General features: G+C 69.3%; 19 protein-coding genes. 14 read left to right on the top strand and 5 right to left on the bottom strand.

What is annotated here, in order from left to right:
- The first annotated feature begins 146 nt into the window (after nucleotides 1-146).
- The 9 genes from ACFYE3_RS18010 to ACFYE3_RS18050 all read left to right on the top strand — a co-directional run bounded on the left by ACFYE3_RS18010 (nucleotide 147) and on the right by ACFYE3_RS18050 (nucleotide 9,945).
- A complete protein-coding gene (locus tag ACFYE3_RS18010) occupies nucleotides 147-1,571 on the top strand; it encodes a carboxylesterase family protein (protein ID WP_387611525.1) in 1,425 nt (474 codons plus the stop codon).
- 211 nt (nucleotides 1,572-1,782) lie between these two features.
- A complete protein-coding gene (locus ACFYE3_RS18015; protein WP_387611527.1) occupies nucleotides 1,783-2,100 on the top strand; it encodes a hypothetical protein in 318 nt (105 codons plus the stop codon).
- A 378-nt stretch (nucleotides 2,101-2,478) separates the two neighbouring features.
- Nucleotides 2,479-3,390, top strand: a complete 912-nt coding sequence (locus tag ACFYE3_RS18020; protein ID WP_387611596.1) for a sugar phosphate isomerase/epimerase family protein — start codon at nucleotides 2,479-2,481, stop codon at nucleotides 3,388-3,390.
- 11 nt (nucleotides 3,391-3,401) lie between these two features.
- Entirely contained in the window at nucleotides 3,402-4,310 is a 909-nt protein-coding gene (locus ACFYE3_RS18025; RefSeq protein ID WP_387611530.1) for an HD domain-containing protein, read from the top strand.
- A complete protein-coding gene (locus ACFYE3_RS18030; RefSeq protein WP_387611533.1) occupies nucleotides 4,310-5,359 on the top strand; it encodes a Gfo/Idh/MocA family protein in 1,050 nt (349 codons plus the stop codon). The genes ACFYE3_RS18025 and ACFYE3_RS18030 overlap by 1 nt, the downstream gene beginning before the upstream one ends.
- Nucleotides 5,356-6,291: an MBL fold metallo-hydrolase gene (locus ACFYE3_RS18035; RefSeq protein WP_387611535.1), complete on the top strand. Its 936-nt coding sequence runs from the start codon at nucleotides 5,356-5,358 to the stop codon at nucleotides 6,289-6,291. The genes ACFYE3_RS18030 and ACFYE3_RS18035 overlap by 4 nt, the downstream gene beginning before the upstream one ends.
- A complete protein-coding gene (locus tag ACFYE3_RS18040; RefSeq protein ID WP_387611538.1) occupies nucleotides 6,288-7,862 on the top strand; it encodes a YcaO-like family protein in 1,575 nt (524 codons plus the stop codon). Before ACFYE3_RS18035 ends, ACFYE3_RS18040 begins: the two co-directional genes overlap by 4 nt.
- Entirely contained in the window at nucleotides 7,859-9,172 is a 1,314-nt protein-coding gene (locus ACFYE3_RS18045; RefSeq protein ID WP_387611540.1) for a glycosyltransferase family 4 protein, read from the top strand. Before ACFYE3_RS18040 ends, ACFYE3_RS18045 begins: the two co-directional genes overlap by 4 nt.
- A gap of 35 nt (nucleotides 9,173-9,207) precedes the next feature.
- Nucleotides 9,208-9,945, top strand: a complete 738-nt coding sequence (locus tag ACFYE3_RS18050; protein ID WP_387611543.1) for a PIG-L deacetylase family protein — start codon at nucleotides 9,208-9,210, stop codon at nucleotides 9,943-9,945.
- Here ACFYE3_RS18050 and ACFYE3_RS18055 read toward each other — a convergent pair.
- Entirely contained in the window at nucleotides 9,938-10,072 is a 135-nt protein-coding gene (locus tag ACFYE3_RS18055) for a hypothetical protein (protein WP_387611546.1), read from the bottom strand. The genes ACFYE3_RS18050 and ACFYE3_RS18055 overlap by 8 nt on opposite strands.
- A gap of 432 nt (nucleotides 10,073-10,504) precedes the next feature.
- On the opposite strand from ACFYE3_RS18055, the gene ACFYE3_RS18060 reads away from it, so the two are divergent.
- Genes ACFYE3_RS18060 through ACFYE3_RS18070 form a run of 3 tightly spaced genes read left to right on the top strand, consistent with a single transcriptional unit; the run spans nucleotide 10,505 to nucleotide 13,935 of the window.
- Entirely contained in the window at nucleotides 10,505-11,605 is a 1,101-nt protein-coding gene (locus ACFYE3_RS18060) for a Gfo/Idh/MocA family protein (RefSeq protein ID WP_387611548.1), read from the top strand.
- Nucleotides 11,602-12,522 carry a sugar phosphate isomerase/epimerase family protein gene (locus ACFYE3_RS18065; RefSeq protein ID WP_387611551.1) on the top strand — a complete coding sequence of 307 codons (921 nt, stop codon included), beginning with the start codon at nucleotides 11,602-11,604 and terminating at the stop codon, nucleotides 12,520-12,522. Before ACFYE3_RS18060 ends, ACFYE3_RS18065 begins: the two co-directional genes overlap by 4 nt.
- Before the next feature lie 9 nt (nucleotides 12,523-12,531).
- Nucleotides 12,532-13,935, top strand: a complete 1,404-nt coding sequence (locus ACFYE3_RS18070; RefSeq protein ID WP_387611554.1) for a nucleoside permease — start codon at nucleotides 12,532-12,534, stop codon at nucleotides 13,933-13,935.
- A gap of 545 nt (nucleotides 13,936-14,480) precedes the next feature.
- Here ACFYE3_RS18070 and ACFYE3_RS18075 read toward each other — a convergent pair.
- Together ACFYE3_RS18075 and ACFYE3_RS18080 are read right to left on the bottom strand one after the other, a co-directional pair.
- Nucleotides 14,481-15,731 carry a 4-hydroxybenzoate 3-monooxygenase gene (locus ACFYE3_RS18075; protein ID WP_387611557.1) on the bottom strand — a complete coding sequence of 417 codons (1,251 nt, stop codon included), beginning with the start codon at nucleotides 15,729-15,731 and terminating at the stop codon, nucleotides 14,481-14,483.
- Between the two features lie 194 nt (nucleotides 15,732-15,925).
- Nucleotides 15,926-16,801, bottom strand: coding sequence for a bile acid:sodium symporter family protein (locus tag ACFYE3_RS18080; protein ID WP_387611559.1), 876 nt, complete (start codon nucleotides 16,799-16,801; stop codon nucleotides 15,926-15,928).
- Nucleotides 16,802-16,868: 67 nt separating this feature from the next.
- On the opposite strand from ACFYE3_RS18080, the gene ACFYE3_RS19105 reads away from it, so the two are divergent.
- Nucleotides 16,869-17,627, top strand: coding sequence for an IclR family transcriptional regulator (locus ACFYE3_RS19105; protein WP_449274661.1), 759 nt, complete (start codon nucleotides 16,869-16,871; stop codon nucleotides 17,625-17,627).
- Nucleotides 17,628-17,643: 16 nt separating this feature from the next.
- Here ACFYE3_RS19105 and ACFYE3_RS18095 read toward each other — a convergent pair whose 3' ends face one another.
- The gene (locus ACFYE3_RS18095; protein ID WP_387611562.1) at nucleotides 17,644-18,630 is read right to left on the bottom strand and encodes an MBL fold metallo-hydrolase; all 987 of its coding nucleotides are present in this window, start codon (nucleotides 18,628-18,630) and stop codon (nucleotides 17,644-17,646) included.
- A 204-nt stretch (nucleotides 18,631-18,834) separates the two neighbouring features.
- Here ACFYE3_RS18095 and ACFYE3_RS18100 point away from each other — a divergent pair, with 204 nt between their 5' ends.
- A complete protein-coding gene (locus tag ACFYE3_RS18100) occupies nucleotides 18,835-20,214 on the top strand; it encodes an MFS transporter (protein WP_387611565.1) in 1,380 nt (459 codons plus the stop codon).
- 82 nt (nucleotides 20,215-20,296) lie between these two features.
- On the opposite strand, the gene ACFYE3_RS18105 is transcribed toward ACFYE3_RS18100, so the two are convergent.
- The gene (locus ACFYE3_RS18105) at nucleotides 20,297-21,673 is read right to left on the bottom strand and encodes an aldehyde dehydrogenase family protein (RefSeq protein WP_387611567.1); all 1,377 of its coding nucleotides are present in this window, start codon (nucleotides 21,671-21,673) and stop codon (nucleotides 20,297-20,299) included.
- Between the last annotated feature and the right edge of the window lie 75 nt (nucleotides 21,674-21,748).

Consider the following 21,748-nt stretch of genomic DNA (forward strand, 5'->3'; position numbering starts at 1 on the left):
CGCTCCGTCCCGGCGAACACCACCGTCCGGGTCGAATCCGCCCCCTCCGCCCTGACCGTCATCGGCTGACCATTCCCGCGCCAGCCCCTGCCCCTGGCGGGTGCAACCCCCACCTTCCCTACCCATGACCGGCCAGAACAGGAACAATGACCACCACCCTCACATTCACCCCTCCTTGCGGGCCCATCCACGGGTGGGTCGATGGTGAGGTGACCCGGGCGACCGGGATCCCCTACGCCACGGCCGGCCGGTTCACCGCCCCCGCCCCGGCAACCGACTGGGTGGAGCCCTTCGCCGCCACCGCCCCGGCCCCGGCGTGTCCGCAGGTCCGCTCTCCCTTTCTGGAGGAGGTCCTCGGCGGGGCCATGGCCGGTCTGCCCCGGGACGAGCACTGCCAGCGGCTGTCCGTGACGCTGCCCCGCGACGTCCGGGTGGACGAGGGGCTGCCGGTGATGGTGTGGATCCACGGCGGCTCCTACACCACCGGGGCCGGGGACGCGGCGATCATGGACCCGGCCCGGCTGGTCGCCGAACAACGCGTGGTGGTGGTGACGGTGACCTACCGGCTCGGTCTGTTCGGCTACCTGGGCTCGGGCCACCACCGCCCGGCCAACCTCGGGCTGCTCGACCAGCTCGAAGCCTTCCGCTGGGTGCGACGTAACATCACCGCCTTCGGCGGGGACCCCAGTAATGTCACCGCCTTCGGTCAGTCCGCCGGGGCGGATGCGGTGGCCCACCTCATGGCCACCCCCGAAGCTCCCTCGCTGTTCCGGCGCGCCATCCTGCAGAGCCCCCCGCTGGGCATCACCCGGGGCCGGGCCGCGATGAACGAGGCCATGAACCAGGCCGCCGAGATCGTCACCGCCACCACCCCGGCGGAGACGGTCGTGGCCCTCCAAGCCGAGGTCGCCGCCCACGCCGCGGCCTTCGGGCTGATGGGCGCGATGGCCTTCGGCACCCAGTACGGCCACCACCCCTTGCCGGAGGAGGACGGGATCGAGGCGGCCTGGGACCGGGTGGCTCCGCACATCGACGTCCTCATCGGTCACACCGCTGAAGAAGCCCGCCTGCACATCCCCGGCGCCCCCCGCCTGCGACGATGGGTCCAACTGCCGCTGATCGGCCCGCTGATCCGCCGCGCCGTCGTGGACTACGTGAGCGCAGCCGTCTACACCCGGGCCATCCGCCGCTTCGCCACCCGCCACACCCGCGCCGGAGGCACCGCCCACACCTACGAGATCTCCTGGGGAGCCCCGGGCAACGAGTACGGAGCCTCCCACGCCATCGACCTGCCGCTGTTGTTCGGCCACGAGCACACCTGGGCCGGCACCGGCCTCGTCGCCGGGGCTGAGTGGGAGGAGATCGACGCCCACGGCCGCCAGGTCCGCCGGCTGTGGGCCGACTTCGCCCGTGGGACCCCGCTGGAGGAGAAGGGCCGGATTCCTGGGGCGCTGAGCTACCGGCGCGCCCAGGACCTGCCCTGGGTCCAGATGACCAGGCGGACCAGCCCCGGAGGGGACGGCGATGTCCCGGTGCTGCCCGCGCGGCACCATGTGAGCGTGCAGGTCTAGAACCCCGGCAACGCCCGCCCCTGGGCTGCGCTGGCCGAGGCCCCGACCGGTGAGCACTTCGCCTGTCGCTCCTCCACCATGGGCGAGACCTCCCACGGCGCCGCCAGGAGAAGAACACGGCCACACACCTGGCCCACCGGAGACAACGCTCCTAGTCTGGGAGCAGGTCCAGCAGCCGGCCACGATCCCTTCCCGGCCCAGGAGCCCCGGAATGGAAGTTCAGCTCTCCGTGTCCGTCGAGGTCACCGCTGACGAGAAGCACGCCCGCCTGGTGACCAGCGGGCACCTCACCGAGACCAACCAGCACATGCTCCACCCGTTGATCCACCGCGCCCGCACCCCCACCTCCCAGACCCAGGTCATCGTCGACCTCACAGCGGTCACCCACTTCGAGGCCGCAGCCTTGGACCTGCTGTGCTGGGAGGTGGCGCTGGATCAGATCCAGCACCCCACCAAGCCGGTGCAGTTCGCCCTGCTTAAGTCACCGCCGGCCAGCGGATCCAGCTCCACCCCCGAAGGCGGAACGTAATCTCCACCGCACCATGGTCTGCCGCTCATCCGCCTTACGTGTAGTTGTAAAAAGGTGTTTTTCTGCATTCGATGTTCACGGACCGATCAGCGGTTGCACGGCGACGCCTCTGGACCTTAGTTGTGACCATTACACGGGAAAGCGGGGCAGGCTCGCTGGTCCTGCGGCCGTTCCGTTCCGTCCGGGGGTGATGAGCGCCACTAGTCGTTGTCTGACTTCGGCGTTAGTGTCCATCTGGGGGATTCGAGTGGTGGTCGGAGCGCAACCTGTCCGGCCACGAGCCACCCCGGCGGTCATCCCCGGTGAGAGGCGCTGTCTTGCGTGTAGGTGGATTTTTTCCAGGGCCAGCCGCCTTCCAACACCCTGACAGGAGCTGCTGTGCCTTTTGAGATCACCCACAGTCCCCGCCTTGCCTACAACGCCAATGGTCTGCGTTCGTTGTCCTTGTTCAGCGCGGTTCGATTTCTCGCTCGTTGCGGCTACACCGGCATCGAGTTGTCCCTTAACCGTCAGCATGTGGATCCGTGGGGTTTCACGGACGCTGACGTCGATGAGCTACGGGGCGTGCTGGAGGAGACTGGGGTGGTGGCGTGCAGTCTCGCCACCGGGGACCCGCTGCTGCTGAGCGAGCGTCCGTTCGAGCCCGCCCTCGTGGACCTCGACCCATCGGCCCGAGAGCGGCGGCTGGACCTACTGCGCCGCGCCGTACGCATCGGTGTGCGCATCGGTGTGCCGATCGTGGTCTTCTCCACCGGAAGGCTCGCCGAAGGTGCGGACCGGGAACAGGCGCTGGGTGTGCTGGACGAGTCCGTGGCAGAGCTGCTGGGCGTGCTGGAGCGTGAGCTGCAGGCGGCCGGCGCGTCCCCAGACTCTACGGTGCTGGGAGTCGAGCCGGAGCCGGGCTTCCTCCTCGAGACGAACGCGCAGGTCGCGGAGTTCATCGAGCGCACCGGCTCCCAGGCGCTGTGGCTGAGCCAGGACCTGGGGCACACCGTGGTGGTCGAGGAGGACGCCCTGGAGTCCCTGCGGCGCTACCTGCCCGTCACCCGCCACCTGCAGGTCGAGGACATCGCAGGGCGCGTCCACGCCCACCTGGTTCCCGGCGAGGGGGACATCGACTTCGAGTCGGTGGGACGTGTGCTGTACGAGGAGGAGTTCACCGGCTGGATCAGCGTGGAGCTTTACGACCATGATCACGTGCACGAGCGCTCCGTCCCGGACAGCCGCCGGTTCCTCCTGGACCGTTTCCCCTCCCTCGGTGGTCTCGACCGCGCGGGAGCCCGCCATTGAGCGGGGTGGGCGTGGGGACCACGCTGCTGCGCCAGCTCGGTGACCTGAAGCGGTTGCGTGACGCCCGTGGGCTCGGCTCCCTCGCGGACCGGGCCTTCGTGCGCGGATGGCGGCGCCTGGTGCAGGGCGAGGACTTCGAGCGGATCGCCGCCGAGGAGACGGCCCGGGCCTTGGTGGCCACCCGGCTCGCCGGCGTGGACGGCTCCGTGCTGCGCCGGGCCGGCCTCGAGCGGGCCGAGGCCCTGGAGGTGCTGGAGCGGGCGTTCGACGCCGCCCTGGAAGTCGGTGGCCCGGATCTGGGCGACATCGAGGACCTGCGCGCCGCCCTGCCGCAGCTTGTGGACGCCGAGGACGCCCCCGAGGTCGACCGGGACCGGGTGCCGTCGTTTGTGCTGGCTCTCGTGGACCAGCCGCGGGCCGGGGCCACCCACCCCAGCACCCCCCGGATCATCGTGGAGCCCCCCGAGAGCCACGGGGACCACTGCTTCGTCACCGCGGTCTACTCCGCCCTGCTCGCCCCGCGCCACGGCGTGGGCCGTGGGGACGCCTTTGTGGTGGCCATGGCCCATCACCTGCCCAACGGGGACCTGCCCGACGCCGGGTACGCCGGGGAGGTGCTGCTCGGCGAGCACTATCTGCGCATCCTGGACGCCTTGGAGCAGCGTTCCCTGGCGCAGCTGCCCGAGGAGCTCGCCGGTCGGCTCCGCACCCTGCTGCCGCAGCGCGAGACCGCGGAGACCCCGGTGGGGCGGGTGTTCAACGCCGCCGACGTCCTCGACCGGGTCCTGCAGGTGCATCACCACGCGCGGGCCGCGGCGTTCACGGCGTCCCAGGCGCTGGAGGACCTCGACATCGTGCACCCCGGCACCGTCCAGACCTACCAGCTCGGCGTGCTCGCCGACGCGGGACTGGGGATCTGATGAGCGCGCCGCAGCCGGTGGGCTGGGTCATCGCCGGGGCCGGCTGGGTGGCCAGCGACCACATGGCGCCGGCCATCGCGGCCTCGCCCGGCAGCCGGGTGGTCGCCGTCGTGGACCGTGACCTCGCGGCCGCCGAGCGGCTGGCAGCCCGGTTCCCCGGGGCTCGGGCCTGCCGGGACGTGGCCGGGGCCGCCGAGGTGCCGGGGGCGCAGGTGGTCTACGTGGCCACCCCCAACCATGCCCACCGCCCTGTGGTGGAGGACGCCGCGGCCGCCGGGCTGGCGGTGCTGTGCGAGAAGCCCCTGGCGGCCTCGCTCTCCGACGCGCAGCAGCTGGTCGCCGCGTGTTCGACGGCCGGGATCTTCGCCGCCACGGCTTACGACCAGCGGTTCCATCCCGCCCACCGGGCCGCCGCGCAGCTGGTGGCCTCGGGGGAACTGGGCACGGTGACGGCCGTGCGCATCGTCTACGGCTGCTGGCTGCCGCCGGACTGGGTGCCCGAGAACCACCCCGGGCACGACAACTGGCGGGCCGACCCGGCACGGGCCGGCGGCGGCGCCTACGTGGACCTGGCCCCGCACGGCATCGACCTCGTCGGCGCCCTGCTCGGGGAGGACATCGTCCGGGCGGCGACGCACCAGCAGCGCCGGGTCCAGGACTACCCGGTGGACGACGGCTCCGTCCTGGTCGGCACGACCGCCTCCGGCGTGCTCGTGAGCATCCACAACTCCTACAACACCGCCGACACGCTGCCCCGGCGGCGCCTGGAGATCGTGGGCACCCGCGGCCAGCTCATGGCCACGAACACGATGGGCCAGGACGCTGGTGGGCGGCTCGAGCTGATCGACGCCGCCGACGGCAGCTGCGCCCCGGTGCCCTTCGACACCGGGCTATCGCCCTTCACCGCCCAGGTCCAAGCCGTGGAAACGGCTCTCACCGGCAGCACCCCGTGGCCGTACCCCCTGGGCCGGGACCTGCGCCTGCTGGAACTCATGCACGACGCCGTACCGGTGACCACGTCCAACGACTTCGAGGAGCTTCTCCGATGACCGACCCGAACACCGCCCACGAGGCGAGGGGCCAGCGCGACGCCGAACTGGCCGTGCTGCCCACCCGGGCGAACCCCGCCCACGTGGCCTACTCCTGCGACAACTGCGGCCACTGGCAGCGCTGGTTCGCCGCCTCTCCACCGCCCCTGTGCCCCGTCTGCGCCGACGTGCGCAACGAGCTTCCCCGCGACGGCTTCACCTTCCGCACTGCCGCCGAGGTGGACCGGTTGGTGAGCACGTCCTGGCGGGAGGCCGTGCCGGGCGTCACCGAGTTCTACAGCGACCCGGACATCGGCCTCGGCAGCCGCGGCTGGGTCCTGGAGACGGACTCCGGGTTACTGGGCTTCGAAGCCACCGGCTGGTACAGCCGGGAGTCCCTGGCCGAGCTGCGCCGCCGCGGCGGTTTCTCCGCCCTCGCCTCGAGCCACGTGCACGGCTTCGGTGCGCTGTGGCAGCTACAGGACGAGCTCGACCCGCCCGTGCTGGCGATCGGGGTGGAGGACCTGCCCTGGACCAAGGCGTTCCGCGTGACCTACCCGTCCGACGAGACGCTGCTGCTGGCCAAGGACATCACCCTGCACCGCACCGGCGGGCACTTCCCCGGCCACAGCGTCCTCCACGACGCCGGGCGCGGCCTGCTCTTCTGCGGCGATTCCCTGAAGATCGACCTGAACCCCGACGGCAGCGCGCGGGCGCTGAGCGCCCACAAGGCGTTCCACGCCCAGATCCCGCTGTCCCGGGGCGAGCTGAACCACATGCGCGAGATCGTGGGGGCGCTGTCTTTCGACACCGTCTTCAGCCCCTTCGAGTTCGCTTCCGGGGTGACCACCGCTCACGTGGTGGCCCTGATCGACCACATGCTTTCCCGGCCGCCCTCGGCGAGTCCCGTGCCCATGGACGAGCTGCGTCCCGCGACGGCGGTGATCGCATGAGAACCCAGCATCCCCTCGTTGTCGACCACGAGCTCAGCACCGGTGACGACCATCCCGTGACGGGCAACTACCGCAGTGCCGCCGGTCAGGACGACACCGTGGAGTTCCCGACCTACCGCCTGGACACGGTCGGCGTGCCCTCCTGGTGGACGGTCGCCTCCCACGGCGCCGGTGTGTCGGCCGGTCACGGCTACGGCGGCACGGACGCCGACGCCCGCCGCTCCAGTTGGGGGGAGGCGGCCGAGATCGGACTGCATTCCCGCCACGTCGTCGGAATGCCCTTCCGCCGCGACTCCTACACGGGTCTGCGGTCGGCCGAGGGCGCGGACGCGGTCGTGGATCCGCCCGCTCTGTGCCTGGACGCCGGCAGCCGCTATTCCCCCGAGACTCCGCTGAACTGGATGCCCGTGCAACGGCTGTCCACGGGCACCGCCGTGTGGGTGCCCGCGGACATGGTGCTGCGGGACCGCCACCTGATCCCCCCCGGTATGGTCGACGATCCGCCCGAGGAGCGGCTGGTCACACGAATGGGCAACGGCATGGGGGCTGGGGACTCCCTGGACCGGGCAATTGCCCACGGTCTGGGCGAGCTGCTGCAGCGCAACGGCAACGGCACCCGGTTCCGTGCCATGGACACCGGGGTGGTCGTGGACCTCGGCTCGGACGACCGCGACGTCGCCGACCCCGTCACCCGCCGGACCCTCGCAGCACTGCGGGCGGAGGGGGTGGACGTCATGGTGAAGCTCGCCGGCGTCGGCCTCGGGGTTGTCGGCCTGTTCGTGGTCGGCGCCGACCACAACCCGCTGCAGCCCGTGATGGTCACCGCCGCCGGCGAGGCCGCCCACCCGGACCGGGAGGTCGCGCTGCGCAAGGCACTGCTGGAGTTCGTGGCCGCCCGCTCCCGCAAGGCCTTTACCCACGGCTCCCTCGAGGCGGTGCGCACCATCGCCCCGGATGGCTACCTGGAGCGCTACGCGGCCGACCCGGCCGGCGAGGAGCCCCGGGCGCTGCGGGGCATGCTGCGCTGGCTCGAGATGGGCAGCGACGAGTTGCGCGGGTTGCTGGAGCCCACCGTCCTGGCCCGCCGATCCAGCGTCCCGTTCACCGGCCTGCCGACCTGGCGGGCGCCGGAGGGGACCGACGAGCAGGCGGCGTTGCGCGCCCACCTCGTGGACGCCCTGGAGGCCGAGGGCCTCGAGGTACTCGTGCTCGACTGCTCCGAGCCCGGCGCGGAGGTGGCCGCCGTGCGCGTCATCGTCCCGGGCCTGGAGGTCGAGATCATGAGCTACGGGCGCGTGGGCGAACGCGGCGTCGCGGACCTGCTGGCCCGCGGCGACGGCCGGACCGGGCTGCACGGCATCGTCGGACTCGGGGCGCCGAGAGAACGGGGCGTGCCGGTCACGGCCGTGCCTGTACACCTCACCGCCGAGGCCCAGGAGCGGCTCGGCGGACCGGCTTGGCTGGACCGGGCCGCGATCGACAGGGTGGTGGGCGAGGACCTGTACCCGCTCTACCGCGAGCCCGCCCTGCACGCGGCAGCCGTCGCCCGAGCGAAGGGGTGGGCCGCGTGAGGATCTGTTTCCTGAGCCGGCGCTACTGGCCGGCGGTGTCCGGGATGAGCGTGTACGCCGAGAACCTCATCGCGCAGCTGCGCGCCCACGGCCACGACGTCGCCCTGATCTCGCAGTACCGCGGCGACGCCGCCGGCAGCGCGGTCTACGGCGGCGGACCGCCCCCGGCGGAGCGCGTGCCGGAGGGCGTGCAGTCCGTGGGGCTCGAGTCGCTGGGCGAGCAGCGGGTGGCCGAGGGCCTGCCTGCCGACTTCGAGCAGGACATCGCCGCCATGCGCGAGGCCGTGCTGCGGCTGCACGCAGAGGAACCGTTCGACGTCATCCACGCCCAGTACGCCTGGCCCACCGGCATGGCTGCCCTGCAGGCAGCGGCCGAACTGGGCCTGCCCGGTGTGATCAGCGTGCAAGGCGGGGACGGACACTGGGTGGGCCTGTGCTGCGCGGAGCACTCCGTGGGCATCCGCACCGTGCTGGACCGGGCCGACGCCGTGCTGATCGGTTCCGAGACCTTCGCGCAGGAGGTCACCGAGCACCACGGAACGCTGCCGGAGCGGTGCACCCTCATAGGCGGGGCCACCGACACCGGCGCGTTCACCCCGGGACCGGACGACCGGGTCGCGGGCGACCTCGACCGCGACGGCGACGGCGTCACCACCTTGCTGTTTCACGGCCGGGTGGACCGGCGCAAGGGCGTGCTGGACCTGCTGCACGCCCTGGCTGTCCTCCGCCAGGAGGGACGCGCCGTGCGGCTGATCGTGTCAGGCATCGGCCCCGACGTGGACGCCGTCTCGGAGCTGGTCGGGCAGCTGGGTCTGCAGGACGCGGTGGAGCAGACGGGCTACACCCCCTACACCGGCGCCCCCGAGGTGTACCGCCGGGGAGACGTGTTCGTCTCGCCCACCCAGTCCGAAGGGTTCTCCAACACCATCCTCGAGGCGATGGCCTCCGGGCTGCCCGTGGTCACCACCCGCACGGTGGGCGTGGTCGACTGCGTGCAGGACGGCCGTAACGGCCTGCTGCACGAGGTGGGGGACGTCGAGGAGCTGGTGGCGACGTTGCGCCGGCTACTGGACGAGCCGCCCCTGGCCCGGGCCCTGGCCGCCCAGGCCCTCGCCGAGGTGCGCGAGAAGTGGTCGTGGCCGGCGCTGACGCAACGAATCGAGGACGTGTACGACCGGGTGCTGGGAGCCACGGGAGATACGTCCTGGACACTGCTGCCAGCGGCGCAGCGTCCGACCTCAGGTGGCCGGGGAGTAGAACCGGCCCAGGGAGCGGACTGCCCCTACCTGACCGCCCCGCACCTGCTGTGAGCAGGCCCGTGACATCACAGAGCGCCGGGGGACCTGTGGTCCTGGCCGTCTCCCCGCACTTGGACGACGCCGCCTTCTCGGCCGGGGCTCTGCTGGCCGGGCTGGCGGCGAGGGGCGCCCGAGTGCGGGTGGTCACCGTCTTCACCGCCGGAGCGCCCAACTCGCAGGGCTTCGCCCTCGCTTGCCAGACCGACAAAGGCCTCTCCCCCAGCGTCGACTACATGGCGCTGCGCCGGGCAGAAGATGAAACCGCTATGGCCGCCCTCGGAGCTCAGGCAGTTCATCTGGGTCTCGCCGAAGCCCCCCACCGCGGGTACGACAGCGCCACGGCGCTGTTCGGCCCCGTGCTGGCCGCAGACGAGACCACCCCGGAGGACGTGCGCGATGCGCTGGAGCCGGAGCTGGCGCGTCCTGGAATGCGACCGCCGGACCTTGTGCTCGGCCCGGCGGCCTTGGGAGACCATGTGGACCACCGGCACGTCCGAGACGCCCTGGACATGCTCTCGCACCGGCACAAAGTTGCCGTGGTCCAGTGGGATGACTTGCCCTATGCGTTGCGCCTATCCCCCCATACCAAAGGTGTCCACAAGCGCTTATCGACCCCTGCTGAGACGAAAGCCAAGCTCATCGCCTGCGCGTCCTACACAACTCAGCTCGGCTTCCAATTCGGCAATATCACGGCCATGCAAGAAGCGTTACAGCCGATGCCAGAAACCTTCAGCAAAAACCCAGAACAAGCGCTACTGGGACGGCCGCTAACGGGCCCTATGTAAAGTCGCGTTTGTTCATTGGAATGGTCACGGCCGTCAGCGTTGCTAGGGTGAACAGCATCGTGACGAGTGGGCCGCGGTGGGACGCCCAGCGCTGGCACACGGCGGCCGTCGCGATAGAGGCCAGCACGGTGCGAACCCATGCGAGGGTGGTCCGTCCAGGTACGCGCCCAGGGCGTGCTCCAGGGGCCGGGGGTGCGACTCGGGTGGCGTCCAGCGCCTGAAGCGGGACGGCCCGCAGGGAGATCGACGAGGCGAAGAGCTTGCCCGGGCAAGGCCCCAGGGGGACGTGGTCGTAGGCCTGGATGTCGCGCAGGGGCCAACTTCTGGCACCACCAGGGGTTCAAAGAGGTGGCCATCTGCGCCGTGGGACGCAGCCGCGTCGTCGAGGCGTTCACCGCCTTCGTCAACGCCATTATCATCCGGGGCTTGATCCGCCAGGGGTGGGCTCGGCACCGTTGGGATATCCGCCCGACCCGACGCCCCTGACTCAATCCCCGGAACCCCCTACATATGTCTGTGAACCGTTGACTTGGATTGGCGTTCTACCTACTTTGCCTGCATGGGCGTCAGCGGCCTGCGGTCGGGAATCATTGGGCCCGGGTTCATCGGTGAGGTACATGCTCGCGCGGTTCGGGCGGCGGGTGGTGTCGTGGCGGCCGTCGCCGGCTCCTCCCCGGAGCGTTCCGCCGCTGCAGCGCAACGGCTCGGCGCGGCATGGGGTGCTCCGTCGGCTGAGGCGCTGATGGAGTCGAACGACGTCGATGTTGTGCACATCTGCACGCCGAACCATACGCACGCGGCCCTGGCGGAGCTGGCCTTGCGGGTCGGCAAGCCGGTGATCTGTGAGAAGCCACTGGCCACGACCGTCGATGCGGCCCGGCGGTTGGTGGCGGCCGCGGAGGCGGCCGGCGTCGTGGCCACGGTGCCATTCGTGTACCGGTTCTACCCCACCGTGCGTGAAGTGCGAGCCAGAATCGCCGCCGGGGAGGCCGGGCGGCTGTGGCTGTTGCACGGGTCGTATCTGCAGGACTGGTTGGCCAGCAGCGACGCCACCAACTGGCGGGTGGACCCGGCTCTGGGCGGGGCGTCGCGGGCTTTTGGGGACATCGGGGTGCACTGGTGCGACCTGATGGAGTTCGTCACCGGCCATCGCATCGTCTCGCTGACCGCGGCGACAGGGCAGGCGTTTCCTGAACGTTGTGGTGAGGTCGGCGGCCCGGACACGGTCGGCACGGAAGACGGGGCGGTGATGCTTTTCGTCACCGATCACGGGGCGCGCGGCTCGGTGGTGGTCAGCCAGGTGTCGCCGGGGCGGAAGAACCGGCTGTGGTTCTCCTTCGATGGTTCCCTCGCCTCCTACGCCTTCGACCAGGAGTCCCCGGACTCGCTGTGGGTCGGCGAGCAGGCCGAGAACCGCATTGTTGTGCGTGGACCGGACACTCTCTCGGCGGCCGGGGCGCGATACGCGCGACTGCCGGCGGGACATCCGCAGGGCTACCAGGACGCGTTCAACGCCTTCGTCGCCGACTCGTTCGCGGCGATCGCCGGACACCGGCCGGAGGGGTTGCCCGGCTTCACTGACGGGTTGCGGGCCGCCGTCCTCAGTGAAGCCGTCGTCGATTCCGCGCGGCACCGGGCTTGGGTGGAGGTAGCGGCATGAAACTGGGCTTCCTGACGGCATGCCTGCCGCAATGGAGTCTTGAGCAGATCGCGGCCTGGGCCGGTGAGAATGGCTACGAGGCGTTGGAAGTGGCCGCGTGGCCGGCACTGGGGAATCGGCCGTTCACCGCCAGCCACATCGACGTCAGCGACTTCGACCAGGGCAAGGCCGATCAGGTGCTGCAGGTCTTCGATCGGCACGGGCTGACGTTGTCGTCGCTGTCGTTCTACGACAACAACCTGCACCCGGACCCGCAGCAGCGGGCGGACATCAACCAGCACGTGGACAAGTGCATCGAGGCGGCAGCGCTGCTGGGCTGTCCCACGGTGGGGACCTTCATCGGCCGGGACCCGACGAAGCCGGTCGCGGAGAACCTCACCGAGGCGGCACAGATCTTCCCCCCGTTGGTGGAGCGCGCCGGGGAACGCGACGTGAAGATCGTGATCGAGAACTGCGTGATGGAGGGCTGGCACCCCGACGGCTACCCCGGCAACCTGGCCTACTCCCCGGAGCTGTGGGAGTGGATGTTCTCCCTGGGCCTGTACCTGAACTACGACCCGTCGCACCTGATGTGGATGGGCATCGACCCGGTCGCAGCCCTGCGCCCCTACGTCGACAGAGTCGCCCACGCCCAGGCCAAGGACATCGAGCTGTTCCCGGACCAGCGCACCCGCTATGGCTGGCCCGGCATTTCCGTGAACCGCCCCGACCCGTGGGACGTGGGCTGGTGGCGATACCGCGTCCCCGGCCTGGGCCAGGTCGACTGGACCCGGGTCATCGACGCCCTCTACGAAGGCGGGTTCGACTTCGTGCTCTCCGTCGAACACGAAGACCCGCTGTGGGGTGGCACCGAGGACCGGATCCAGACCGGTCTGCGCGTCGCCCACCGCACCCTGCGCCCGCTCATCGTTTCCTGAGGAGCTGTCATGACCCACGACTCAAGCTCGGCCGGCCAAGGCCCGCGTCACGGTAAAGGCGACGATGTGCCGGCAGCCGTCGACCGGGGCAGCGGGAGCATGACCGGTGGGATCCGCCTGCGACTGTCGCTGATGATGTTCCTGCAGTTCTTCATCTGGGGCGCCTGGTTCGTCACCATGGGCACGTTCCTGGGCCAGGGACTGGCCGCCTCCGGCAGCCAGATCAGCCTGGCCTACTTGACCCAGTCACTGGGCGCCATCGCTGCCCCGCTGATCATCGGGCTCATCGCCGACCAGTTCTTCGCAGCCCAAAAGATCCTCGGGGTGCTGCACATCGCCGGAGCCGCGTTATTGTGGTTCGCCTCGACGATGACCGACTTCGGCTCGTTCTTCCCGGTCATCCTGGCCTACATGATCCTGTACATGCCCACCCTCGCCCTGGTCAACTCGGTGTCGTTCCGCCAGATGCAGGACCCGGAGAAGCAGTTCCCCGCAGTGCGCGTGCTGGGCACCATCGGCTGGATCGTGGCCGGTGTCACCATCGGGTGGCTGGGCTGGGAACAAGGCGGTGACCTGTCGCTGACCTTCAAAATGGCCGCCGTCGCCTCCCTGGTCCTGGGAGTATTCAGTTTCACCCTCCCCGCGACACCCCCCTCCCGGAAGGGCGGCAAATCCAGCATCGGCGACATGCTCGGGCTCGAAGCTCTCGGCTTGCTCAAGTCCCGCTCCTACCTGGTCTTCTTCCTCTCCTCTATCGCCATCTGCATCCCGCTGGCCTTCTACTACAACTTCACCAACCTGTTCCTCAACGAGATCGGCGTGGATGCTGCGGCTGCCGTCCAGTCCCTGGGCCAAGCCTCCGAAGTGGTGTTCCTGCTCCTGCTGCCGTTCCTGCTCAAGCGCTTGGGCGTGAAATGGACCCTCGCCATCGGCATGGCGGCGTGGGTGGTGCGCTACGTGTTTTTCGCCTTCGGCGACACCGGTGGCATGTACTGGATGCTGCTGCTGGGCATCCTCCTGCACGGCATCTGCTACGACTTCTTCTTCGTCGCCGGTCAGATCTACACGAACAAGTTCGCCGGCGACCGGTTCCGCAGTGCTGCCCAAGGACTCATCACCCTCGCCACCTACGGCATCGGCATCCTCATCGGCTCCCTGGTAGCCGGACCCATCGTCGACAACTTCGCCATCCCCGACAACCACGAGTGGCGCCAGATCTGGCTCGTTCCCGCCGGAATCGCAGCCGTTGTCCTACTGGCCTTCCTGCTGCTTTTCAAGGACCGAGGCACGCGCACCGACACCGGGCTGGGGATGGAGACGGCCTCGACCACCCTCGAAGCCCCGGGGGCACCCCTTCCCGCTCCCGGTCCCCGGCCGAACAACGCGAAGCCTGAAGCTCCGCGAAAGGAATAGTCAAGACTCACGTCGCCTGTGAAATCAGTGACGGTCAGGCGCCGCCCACCGAGATCCCTGCCGGGGACCCGGCGTTTGCCGTCGAGCCGGTGCTGCGTTCGATTTTGATCTCCGGTTCCACCTAAGCGAGAGCGACCATCCCGGTGAAGACCATCGACCCCACCGGGGTGTGGATGCCCACGCCCCCCCAATCCAGCACCTTCAACCCAGCACCTCCCCCGCAGGGCCTCGGCGAAGGCCAGCGTGCTCTGCCCCGACCGTCTCAAACAGTCCAACCCGATGATGATCAGCGTGTCGCCGTCCCCGAGGGCTACCACCACCTTGGCGAAGACCAACCGCTAACCGGCCATATGTAAAGCGGAGTGTCTGCAATGCCCATGCTGGTCGTGAGCTTGGGTGCCTGCCTTACTCCTGTGAGCCGCCCCTGGAGCAAGCCAGGTCAGATAACACCTGATCGCGCGGCAGTCCCAATGGGTAGACAGACCCAGTTAAAGTGTTCCCCGCTCTTCCAAAGCACCCGGCTTTGGTCGCTCCACAACTGAACGTCACCGAACGGCGGCGGCGGGCTCGCCCGTTGATATGTCCTGACGGTGCTGTGAGCTGGTGCTGGGCCAGCCGGTGTAGGACTCAGCGAAGTAGGCTGCCCCGCGATCGGAGCCGGTGATCGCCTTGAACTCGCCGCGCCGGCGCTTCTGGTTGAAAGGGTTCTCCCCCGGCTGGGTGTGCATGAGCTGGGTGGCCCAGTAGGAGAAGTTCTGCGCCTTCCACACGCGCTCCAGCGCCGTGGCCGAGTACCCGACCAGCCCCGCGCCGTCGCCGGAGCGGAAGAACTCCACGAGCGCCGGCGCGAGCACGCGCACGTCGCAGAAGGCCAGGTTCAGGCCCTTCGCCCCGGTCGGGGGGACGGTGTGCCCGGCGTCACCGACGAGGAAAAGGTTGCCGTAGCGCAACGGCTCGCAGACGTAGGAGCGGAACTTCAACACGGTCTTCTCGAAGATCGGCCCGCGCTTGAGCGTGAACCCGTCGGGACCGTCGACGCGGCGCTGCAGCTCGGCCCAGATACGCTCCTCGTCCCAGGCCTCGACGTCCTCGTTCGGGTCGCACTGGAAGTACATGCGCTGCACCGTGTCGCTGCGCTGGGAGATGAGAGCGAAGCCGTGGTCGGAGTTGGAGTAGATGAGCTCCGGGGCGCTAGGCGGGGCCTCGGCGAGGATGCCGAACCAGGCGAAGGGGTACTCGATGAAGTTGTCGGTGCGCTCCTCCTGCGGGATGGCCCATTTGCAGATGCCTTGGGAGCCGTCGGCGCCGACGAGAACCTCGCAGTGGATCTCGAAGTCCTCGCCCGCTGCGTCGGTGAAGCGGATCTTCGGGGTGCCGGTGGTCAGGTCCAGGATTTCGGTGTCGGTGACCGACCAGCGGATGTCTCCACCGTCGCGTTCCCGGGCGCTAGCGAGGTCCCAGAACACCTCGTTCTGCGGGTAAAGCCACACTGACTGGCCCACGTGCTTTTGGAAGTCGATGCGGTGGCTTTCACCTTGAAGGCGCAGGACGGTGCCCTCGTGCTCGTGGCCCTCGGTCAGGACCCGGCCCTCGACCCCGGTCTCGGTGAGCATCCGTACGGTGTCAGCTTCCAAGATCCCGGCCCGGTGGGTGTTGTAAATGGTGTCCTTGTCCCGCTTCTCGACGACGATGCTGTCGATGCCGGCGCGGCCGAGCAGGTGGGCGAGCATCAGCCCGGCCGGGCCACCCCCGACGATGCCGACCGGCGTGGTGAGAACAGTGCGCTGTGCGCTCATGACTACTCCTAGTTGAATGGGTGGGGTTGGCTTCAGCGTTGCAACGCTTTGTGAGCGAGCCACAGTTGTATTGGTCAACGGAATTTCACAGTGTTCGCATACCTACAAACCTTCCCTTCGGGGTTCCTTGGGTTGAGGGACCGCCCCTGTTCCCGGACCTCCACCCCGAACGTGTACGAGCGCGAGCCGATCGCTCAGTAAGTGGGGAGTGCTTTGCCGATCTGCGGGTCGGGACCGCGACCGAGCCATCGGGCCACGGGGATGAGCACGATCAGGGCAAGGAAGCCGGCCAGTACCACCGTCGGTACGGCCAGGGAGTCCTCGAAGTTGGCGACCACCACCACGGTGGCAGCGCCCATGTTCCGCTGGGATGCCGAGATGCCCAGGACAGCCCCACCCCCTGTCTTCCATGCACCCAGAATCCATCCGAAGCCGAAGTTCAAGCCGATGAACGCGAGAATCGCCACGATGGTGCCGGTGCCGATCAGCCCGGCGAGTTCCCGGTGATCGGCAACAAACTGGTTGGCCAGCATCACGACCATGGCTACGAGGCTCAATCGCCCGACGTGCCCTTGCGCCAAGCGCGCGGCCGTCGGGGTGAATTGACGCAGCAGTACCGCCCCAACCAGGGGCAAGAACATGGTCAACAGCAGCACAGAAGCAATGGCACCCGGGGCGACTTCGACACCGGGGAGCAGCACGGGCAGCGCGACAGGCATGTAGCCGATGGTGGCCAGCAGCATGACCGCCAGCAGCGACGAAGACACGGCCATGTCTGCGCGGGCGAGCTTTGAGAGTTTGAGCACGAAGGGCGCCCCCGCGGCGCAGGCCAGTACCATCAGGCCGATGCGGGCCTCCTGCGGGATGCCGAAGACGGTGATGACGGCGACGGCCACGGCCGGGGCGATCACGAAGTTGGCCGCCAGCCCCGCCAGCACCAGCCGCGCATCTCGGAGGGGTGTGAGGAACTGCCGGACCGTGTGCCCCAAACCCACCGCAACCATGCTGGTGACCGCGAACAGCGGGACTGCCACGGCGGCGACGGCGTCGGTGACGGTCTGCAGATCCATACGGCTCATTGTGAAGAGGAACCGCAGTAGAGTAGCTTCAAATTTCCACCCAGTGGAAGAGGGAACCATGGCCGGTAACGCGACCACCCCGGGGCGTTCCGTGACTTCTCGAGTTCTGGATGTCCTGGGATCTTTCGATCCCACGCACACCCGGCAGAGCCTGTCCCAGATCTCCCGGCGCAGCGGAATCCCGGTCGCCACCTGTCACCGCCTCTTGAAGGAGCTGTCCGGGTGGGGAGCGGTAAGCCGTCAACCGGACGGCACGTACACGGTGGGTCCTCGCCTGGCCAAGCTGGGGATGCTCGCCCCGATCCAACGAGGGCTCCGCCAGGTGGCGGCTCCTTATATGCAAGATGTTCTCTTCGCCACGCGCCAGGTCGTCAACCTCTTCGTGCTGGACGGGACAGAGGCGCTGCTGCTGGACCGGATCGCCGGCACTCATGTCGGCGCCCCGATCGCTCGCCCCGGGGACAAGCTGCCGTTGCACACCAGCGCCGGCGGGAAAGTGCTGCTGGCCTACGGGCCCGCCGAGCTGTGGGAGACCTGCACCCAGGCGCTCGTGCGGGAGACCTCACGCAGCATCGTGGACGTCCCTCAGCTGGAACAGGAGTTGGCCTCGGTGCGTGCGCGGGGGTACGCGACGACGGACGGGGAGCACTCCCCCGGCGCGCACGGACTGGCGGTGCCGATCCGTGACGTGGAAGGCGGCGTGCTCGCTGCTCTGGGCATCGTCACCCTGGCGAGGATCAAGGACGCTCAGCGCATCGTTCCTGCACTGCAGGTGGCGTCCGCAGCGATCACCCGTTCACTGGGCATCCCCGCCTGACCCCCCGCCCGGCGAGTCAGGCGGGACTGGTGGCGGGGGCTTCGGCAGGCACAACGGTGTAGACCTCCCCCGGACGTGCCACGCTCACGGGCCCGGCGTACTCGGTCGCGACACCAGCGGTCCACTCCGCGTCGGTAGCGACACCGGCCAGGTGGGACAGCACCACCCTGGTAGCCCCGGCCCGGGTGGCCACTCGACCCACACCGGCAGGGGTGGTGTGCGAGATCTCCTGGTGATTGAGGAACTCCGGTCCGAAGTCCCGAGCCCGGTAGAAGTCGAGGTTGACGGCCTCGTGCACCAACAGGTCCGCGCCGCTGGCCAGCTTGGAGGTGTTCAGGCTCTCTGTCGTGTCCCCGGAGACCACCACGGACCCGTAGGCGGTGTCGAAGCGGAAGGCAAAGGCCGGGAAGATCGGCGGGTGCTCCACGAGGATGGCGCTCACCCGCACGAACTCGTCCTCATAGACCATGAACGGGTCCATCTGCGGGGTGTGCTCCCCGTCCGCCCCCGCCGCGGTGGCCGGCAGCTCGATCTCCTCGACCTGCACGAGGTCATACAGTGGCGGACGTCCCTCGTCGACGATTCGGACGTCGATGTCGTAGGAGTAGGCCTGCAGCACGTGCTCCACGAGACCCGCGGTCCCAACCGTCCCGGCTCGGGGATCAGCCGGGCCGGGACCGAGGATCTGCACCGGTTCGGTGAAGCCCTGCACCGGCCGGCCCCAGTTCCACAGCAGGTAGGCGGGGATCTCGGCCACGTGGTCCGAGTGCAGGTGGGTCACGAAGCAGGCCTTCAGGTTCTCCCCGCGCAGGCCCGCCGCGTGGGCGGCCCGGGTGACGCCGAGACCGAAGTCCACCAGGTAGAACCGGCCGTCCACGACGATGGCGGTCGCGATGCCGGGGCACTCGGAGCGGATCGCGGGGCCGGCGGCGGTTCCGAGCGTGACCACGTGCAGCCCGCGGGCCTGGTCGAGGGGGGCGTCGAGGGCAACGCGGTCAGTCATGGGAGGGCCTTCCGATCGGACGCGGCCTGCACAGGCAGGCAGGTGAAGTGGTTTTACTCTGCCCGAGCGTCCTGGTCGGGAGAACGCGTGATTTTCACTGGTCGGAAAACGTCCTATGTGCTCCAGTTCACAGGCTCCTACATTCGCTGAGACACTTCACCACGGCCCGCACTCTCTGAGGGTGCACGACGGGAGACCACCGCCATGACCACCACCGCCGTACCCCACTCCGCCCAACCGGCCCCTCGGGGATCGGGCATCGATCCCAAGGACCCGCGGCACTGGAGCAGCAAGAAGCGTTCCCGCTACGCCTGGATGCTGACCTTCATGCTGCTGTTCCTCATGATGCTCAGCTGGGCAGACAAGGCTGTTCTGGGTCTGGCCGCGGTGCCGTTGATGGAGGAGCTGAACATCACCCCGGAGCAGTTCGGTCTGGTCGCCAGCGCCATGTTCCTCACCTTTGGGTTGGCCCAGCTGGTTGCGGCCCCGCTGGCCAACAAGTTCAGGGCGAAGACCATCCTGCTGGTGCTGTGCCTGATCTGGTCGCTGTCGGTGATGCCGGTGGTGGTCTTCGCCACCCTGCCGGCGCTGTGGGTGTCCCGGCTGGCGCTGGGTGCCGGTGAGGGTCCGCTCGCTCCGGTGCTCATGCACGCGGTCTACAAGTGGTTCCCCTCGAAGAAGGGGGCGACCCCGGCGGCGGTGGCCTCCTCCGGCGTGACGCTGGGCATTGTCGCGTTCGCTCCGGTGCTCGCCTGGGTAATTGCTCAGCACGGGTGGCGCACGGCGTTCGTCATTTTAGCCGTGGTGGGCGTGCTGTGGTGCGCAGCGTGGATGATCCTCGGCAAGGAAGGGCCGTACACCTCCCTGGCGGCCGAGCGAGAGATCGAGGGCACCGAGATCGCGGTCTCCGCCCCCGGGGCCTCCCGGGTCAATGAGGAGAAGGTTCCCTTCTTCCGCAGCATCCTGAACCCGACGTGGATCTTCGCCGTCATGGCATCGTTCTTCGCCTACTGGACCTTCACCTTGGCCATGTCCTGGGGCCCGGCGTACTTCCAGAACGTCATGGGTTTCAGTGGGCAGCAGGCCGGCTCTCTCATCGCCCTGCCGGCCGCGTGGGGCGTCGTCGCCACGATCGGCCTGAGCATCCTGATCCAGCGCATGGACCAGAGGGGCGTGCCCAGCCGCCGTTCGCGCGGCTGGACCCTGGGTCTGGCCGGGGCCGGCGCCGGCACCGCACTGCTGGCCTCCACGTTCGTCTCCTCCCCGGTCCTCGGGGTGGCGCTGATGAGCATCGGTTTCGGCACTGCCCCGGCCATGTTCGCCATCACCTACCTCATCGTGGGCGAGCTCACCACGATCTCCCAGCGCGGTGGGCACCTCAATGTGGCCAACGCCGTGCTCACCACCGGCGGCGTGTTCGCCCCGGCGATCGGCGGTTTCCTGATCGGTGGAGCCACCACCCCGGCCGACGGGTACCGGCTGGCCTTCCAGGTCACCGCCATCCTGCTGGTGACCTTCGGCGTGCTCGCCCTGGCGTTCGTCAACCAGCAGAAGCAACGCCTCCGGCTGGGCATCGAGGCCTGAGCGGCCTTGCCTCATCTGGGCCGACAAAGGGGCCCCGCACCGGGAACGGTGCGGGGCCCCTTCGTCGTCCGTGCGACCGGTGTCAGCCGGTGTGCGGGCGGGCGTTGACGGTGCGGGGCTCCAGGTACTCCCCCAGCCCCCACCGGCCGCGCTCACGTCCCAGCCCGGAGCCTTTCCACCCTCCGAACGGGGCGTCCAGTTCCACGACGGTGTGCTGGTTGATCCACGCCGTGCCGACCTCCAGCCGGGAGGCCACCTCGTGGGCTCGTTCCAGGTCCGGGGACCAGACCGAGGCGCCCAGGCCGAACTCCTGGGCGTTGAGCTCCTCCACGGTGGCGTCCAGGTCGTCGTAGGCCACGACCGGCAGCGCCGCACCGAACTGCTCGCACGCCACCAGATCCGTGGAGTGCGGGGCGTCGGCGACGACGGTGGGCTCCAGGAAGTATCCCGGCAGGTCCGTGCCGTGGTCTCCGCCGTGGGCGATGCGCCCGCCTTCGGCCACGGCTCGCGCCACGTAGTCCTTCACCAATTGCTGCTGTCCGCTGGTGTGCATCGGACCCATGGTGGTGCCTTCGGCCACGCCGTGGCCGATCCGCAGCGCGGAGACGGCTTCCACGAGGGCCTCCGTCAGCGCCGCCGATTGGGCGCGCGGGACGTAGACCCGCTTGACCGCCATGCACACCTGGCCGGCGTTGCGGAAGGCGGAGCCGGCGATCCGACGCGCCGTGAACTCGAGGTCCGCATCCGGCAGCACGATCGCCGGATCATTGCCGCCCAGCTCCAGCGTCACCTTCTTCACGGTGGGTGCGGCCTGGGCCATGATGGCGGCCCCGATCTCCGTGGACCCGGTGAAAGAAATCTTCCGCACCCCCGGCATTTCGGACAGCGCCTTGGAGAGGACACCGCGGCCGGTGACGACCTGCAGCACGTGCTCGGGCAGGAACCGGTTGAGCACTCCGGCCAGCGCCCGGGTGGACATCGGGGTGGATGGGGAGGGCTTGGCGATCACGGTGCATCCGGCCACCAGCGCCGGAGCCAGCTTCACCGCCAGCAGGGAGATCGGGAAGTTCCAGGGCGTGATGGCACCGACCAGCCCCACGGGGGCGTACTGGACCTGGACGGAGCGGTCGCCGCGGACGGGCAGCGTCTCCACGAGGTCCCAGTCGAGGTCGGCGTAGTGGCGCAGCAGCCCGGCTGCGACCTTGAACTCCTGGGTGGCCTCGGCCCAGACCTTGCCCTGCTCCAGCGACAGGATCCGGCCGAGGTCTTCGGCCTCGGCCAGCACCGCCTCGGAGGCCTGGCGCAGCGCCGACCGGCGGGCTTCACGATCCGCGGCCCAGGGGCGGGCGACCGCGGCCGCGGCGGCAATGGCCCGCTCGACGTCCGCAGGCTGATGCAACGGAACTTCTCCGACAGGGTCCAGCGTGGCCGGGTCGATGACTTCGTAGGTGGCAGGCACCGGATCTCCTTCTCGCTCATGTTCTGGGAGCGTCTACCGGTCGGTGGACGGACTTCCCCTGTTTCTAGCTTCGAG

Origin of the sequence: Kocuria arenosa (genome assembly GCF_042879215.1) — a bacterium.
Lineage (GTDB): Bacteria > Actinomycetota > Actinomycetes > Actinomycetales > Micrococcaceae > Kocuria > Kocuria arenosa.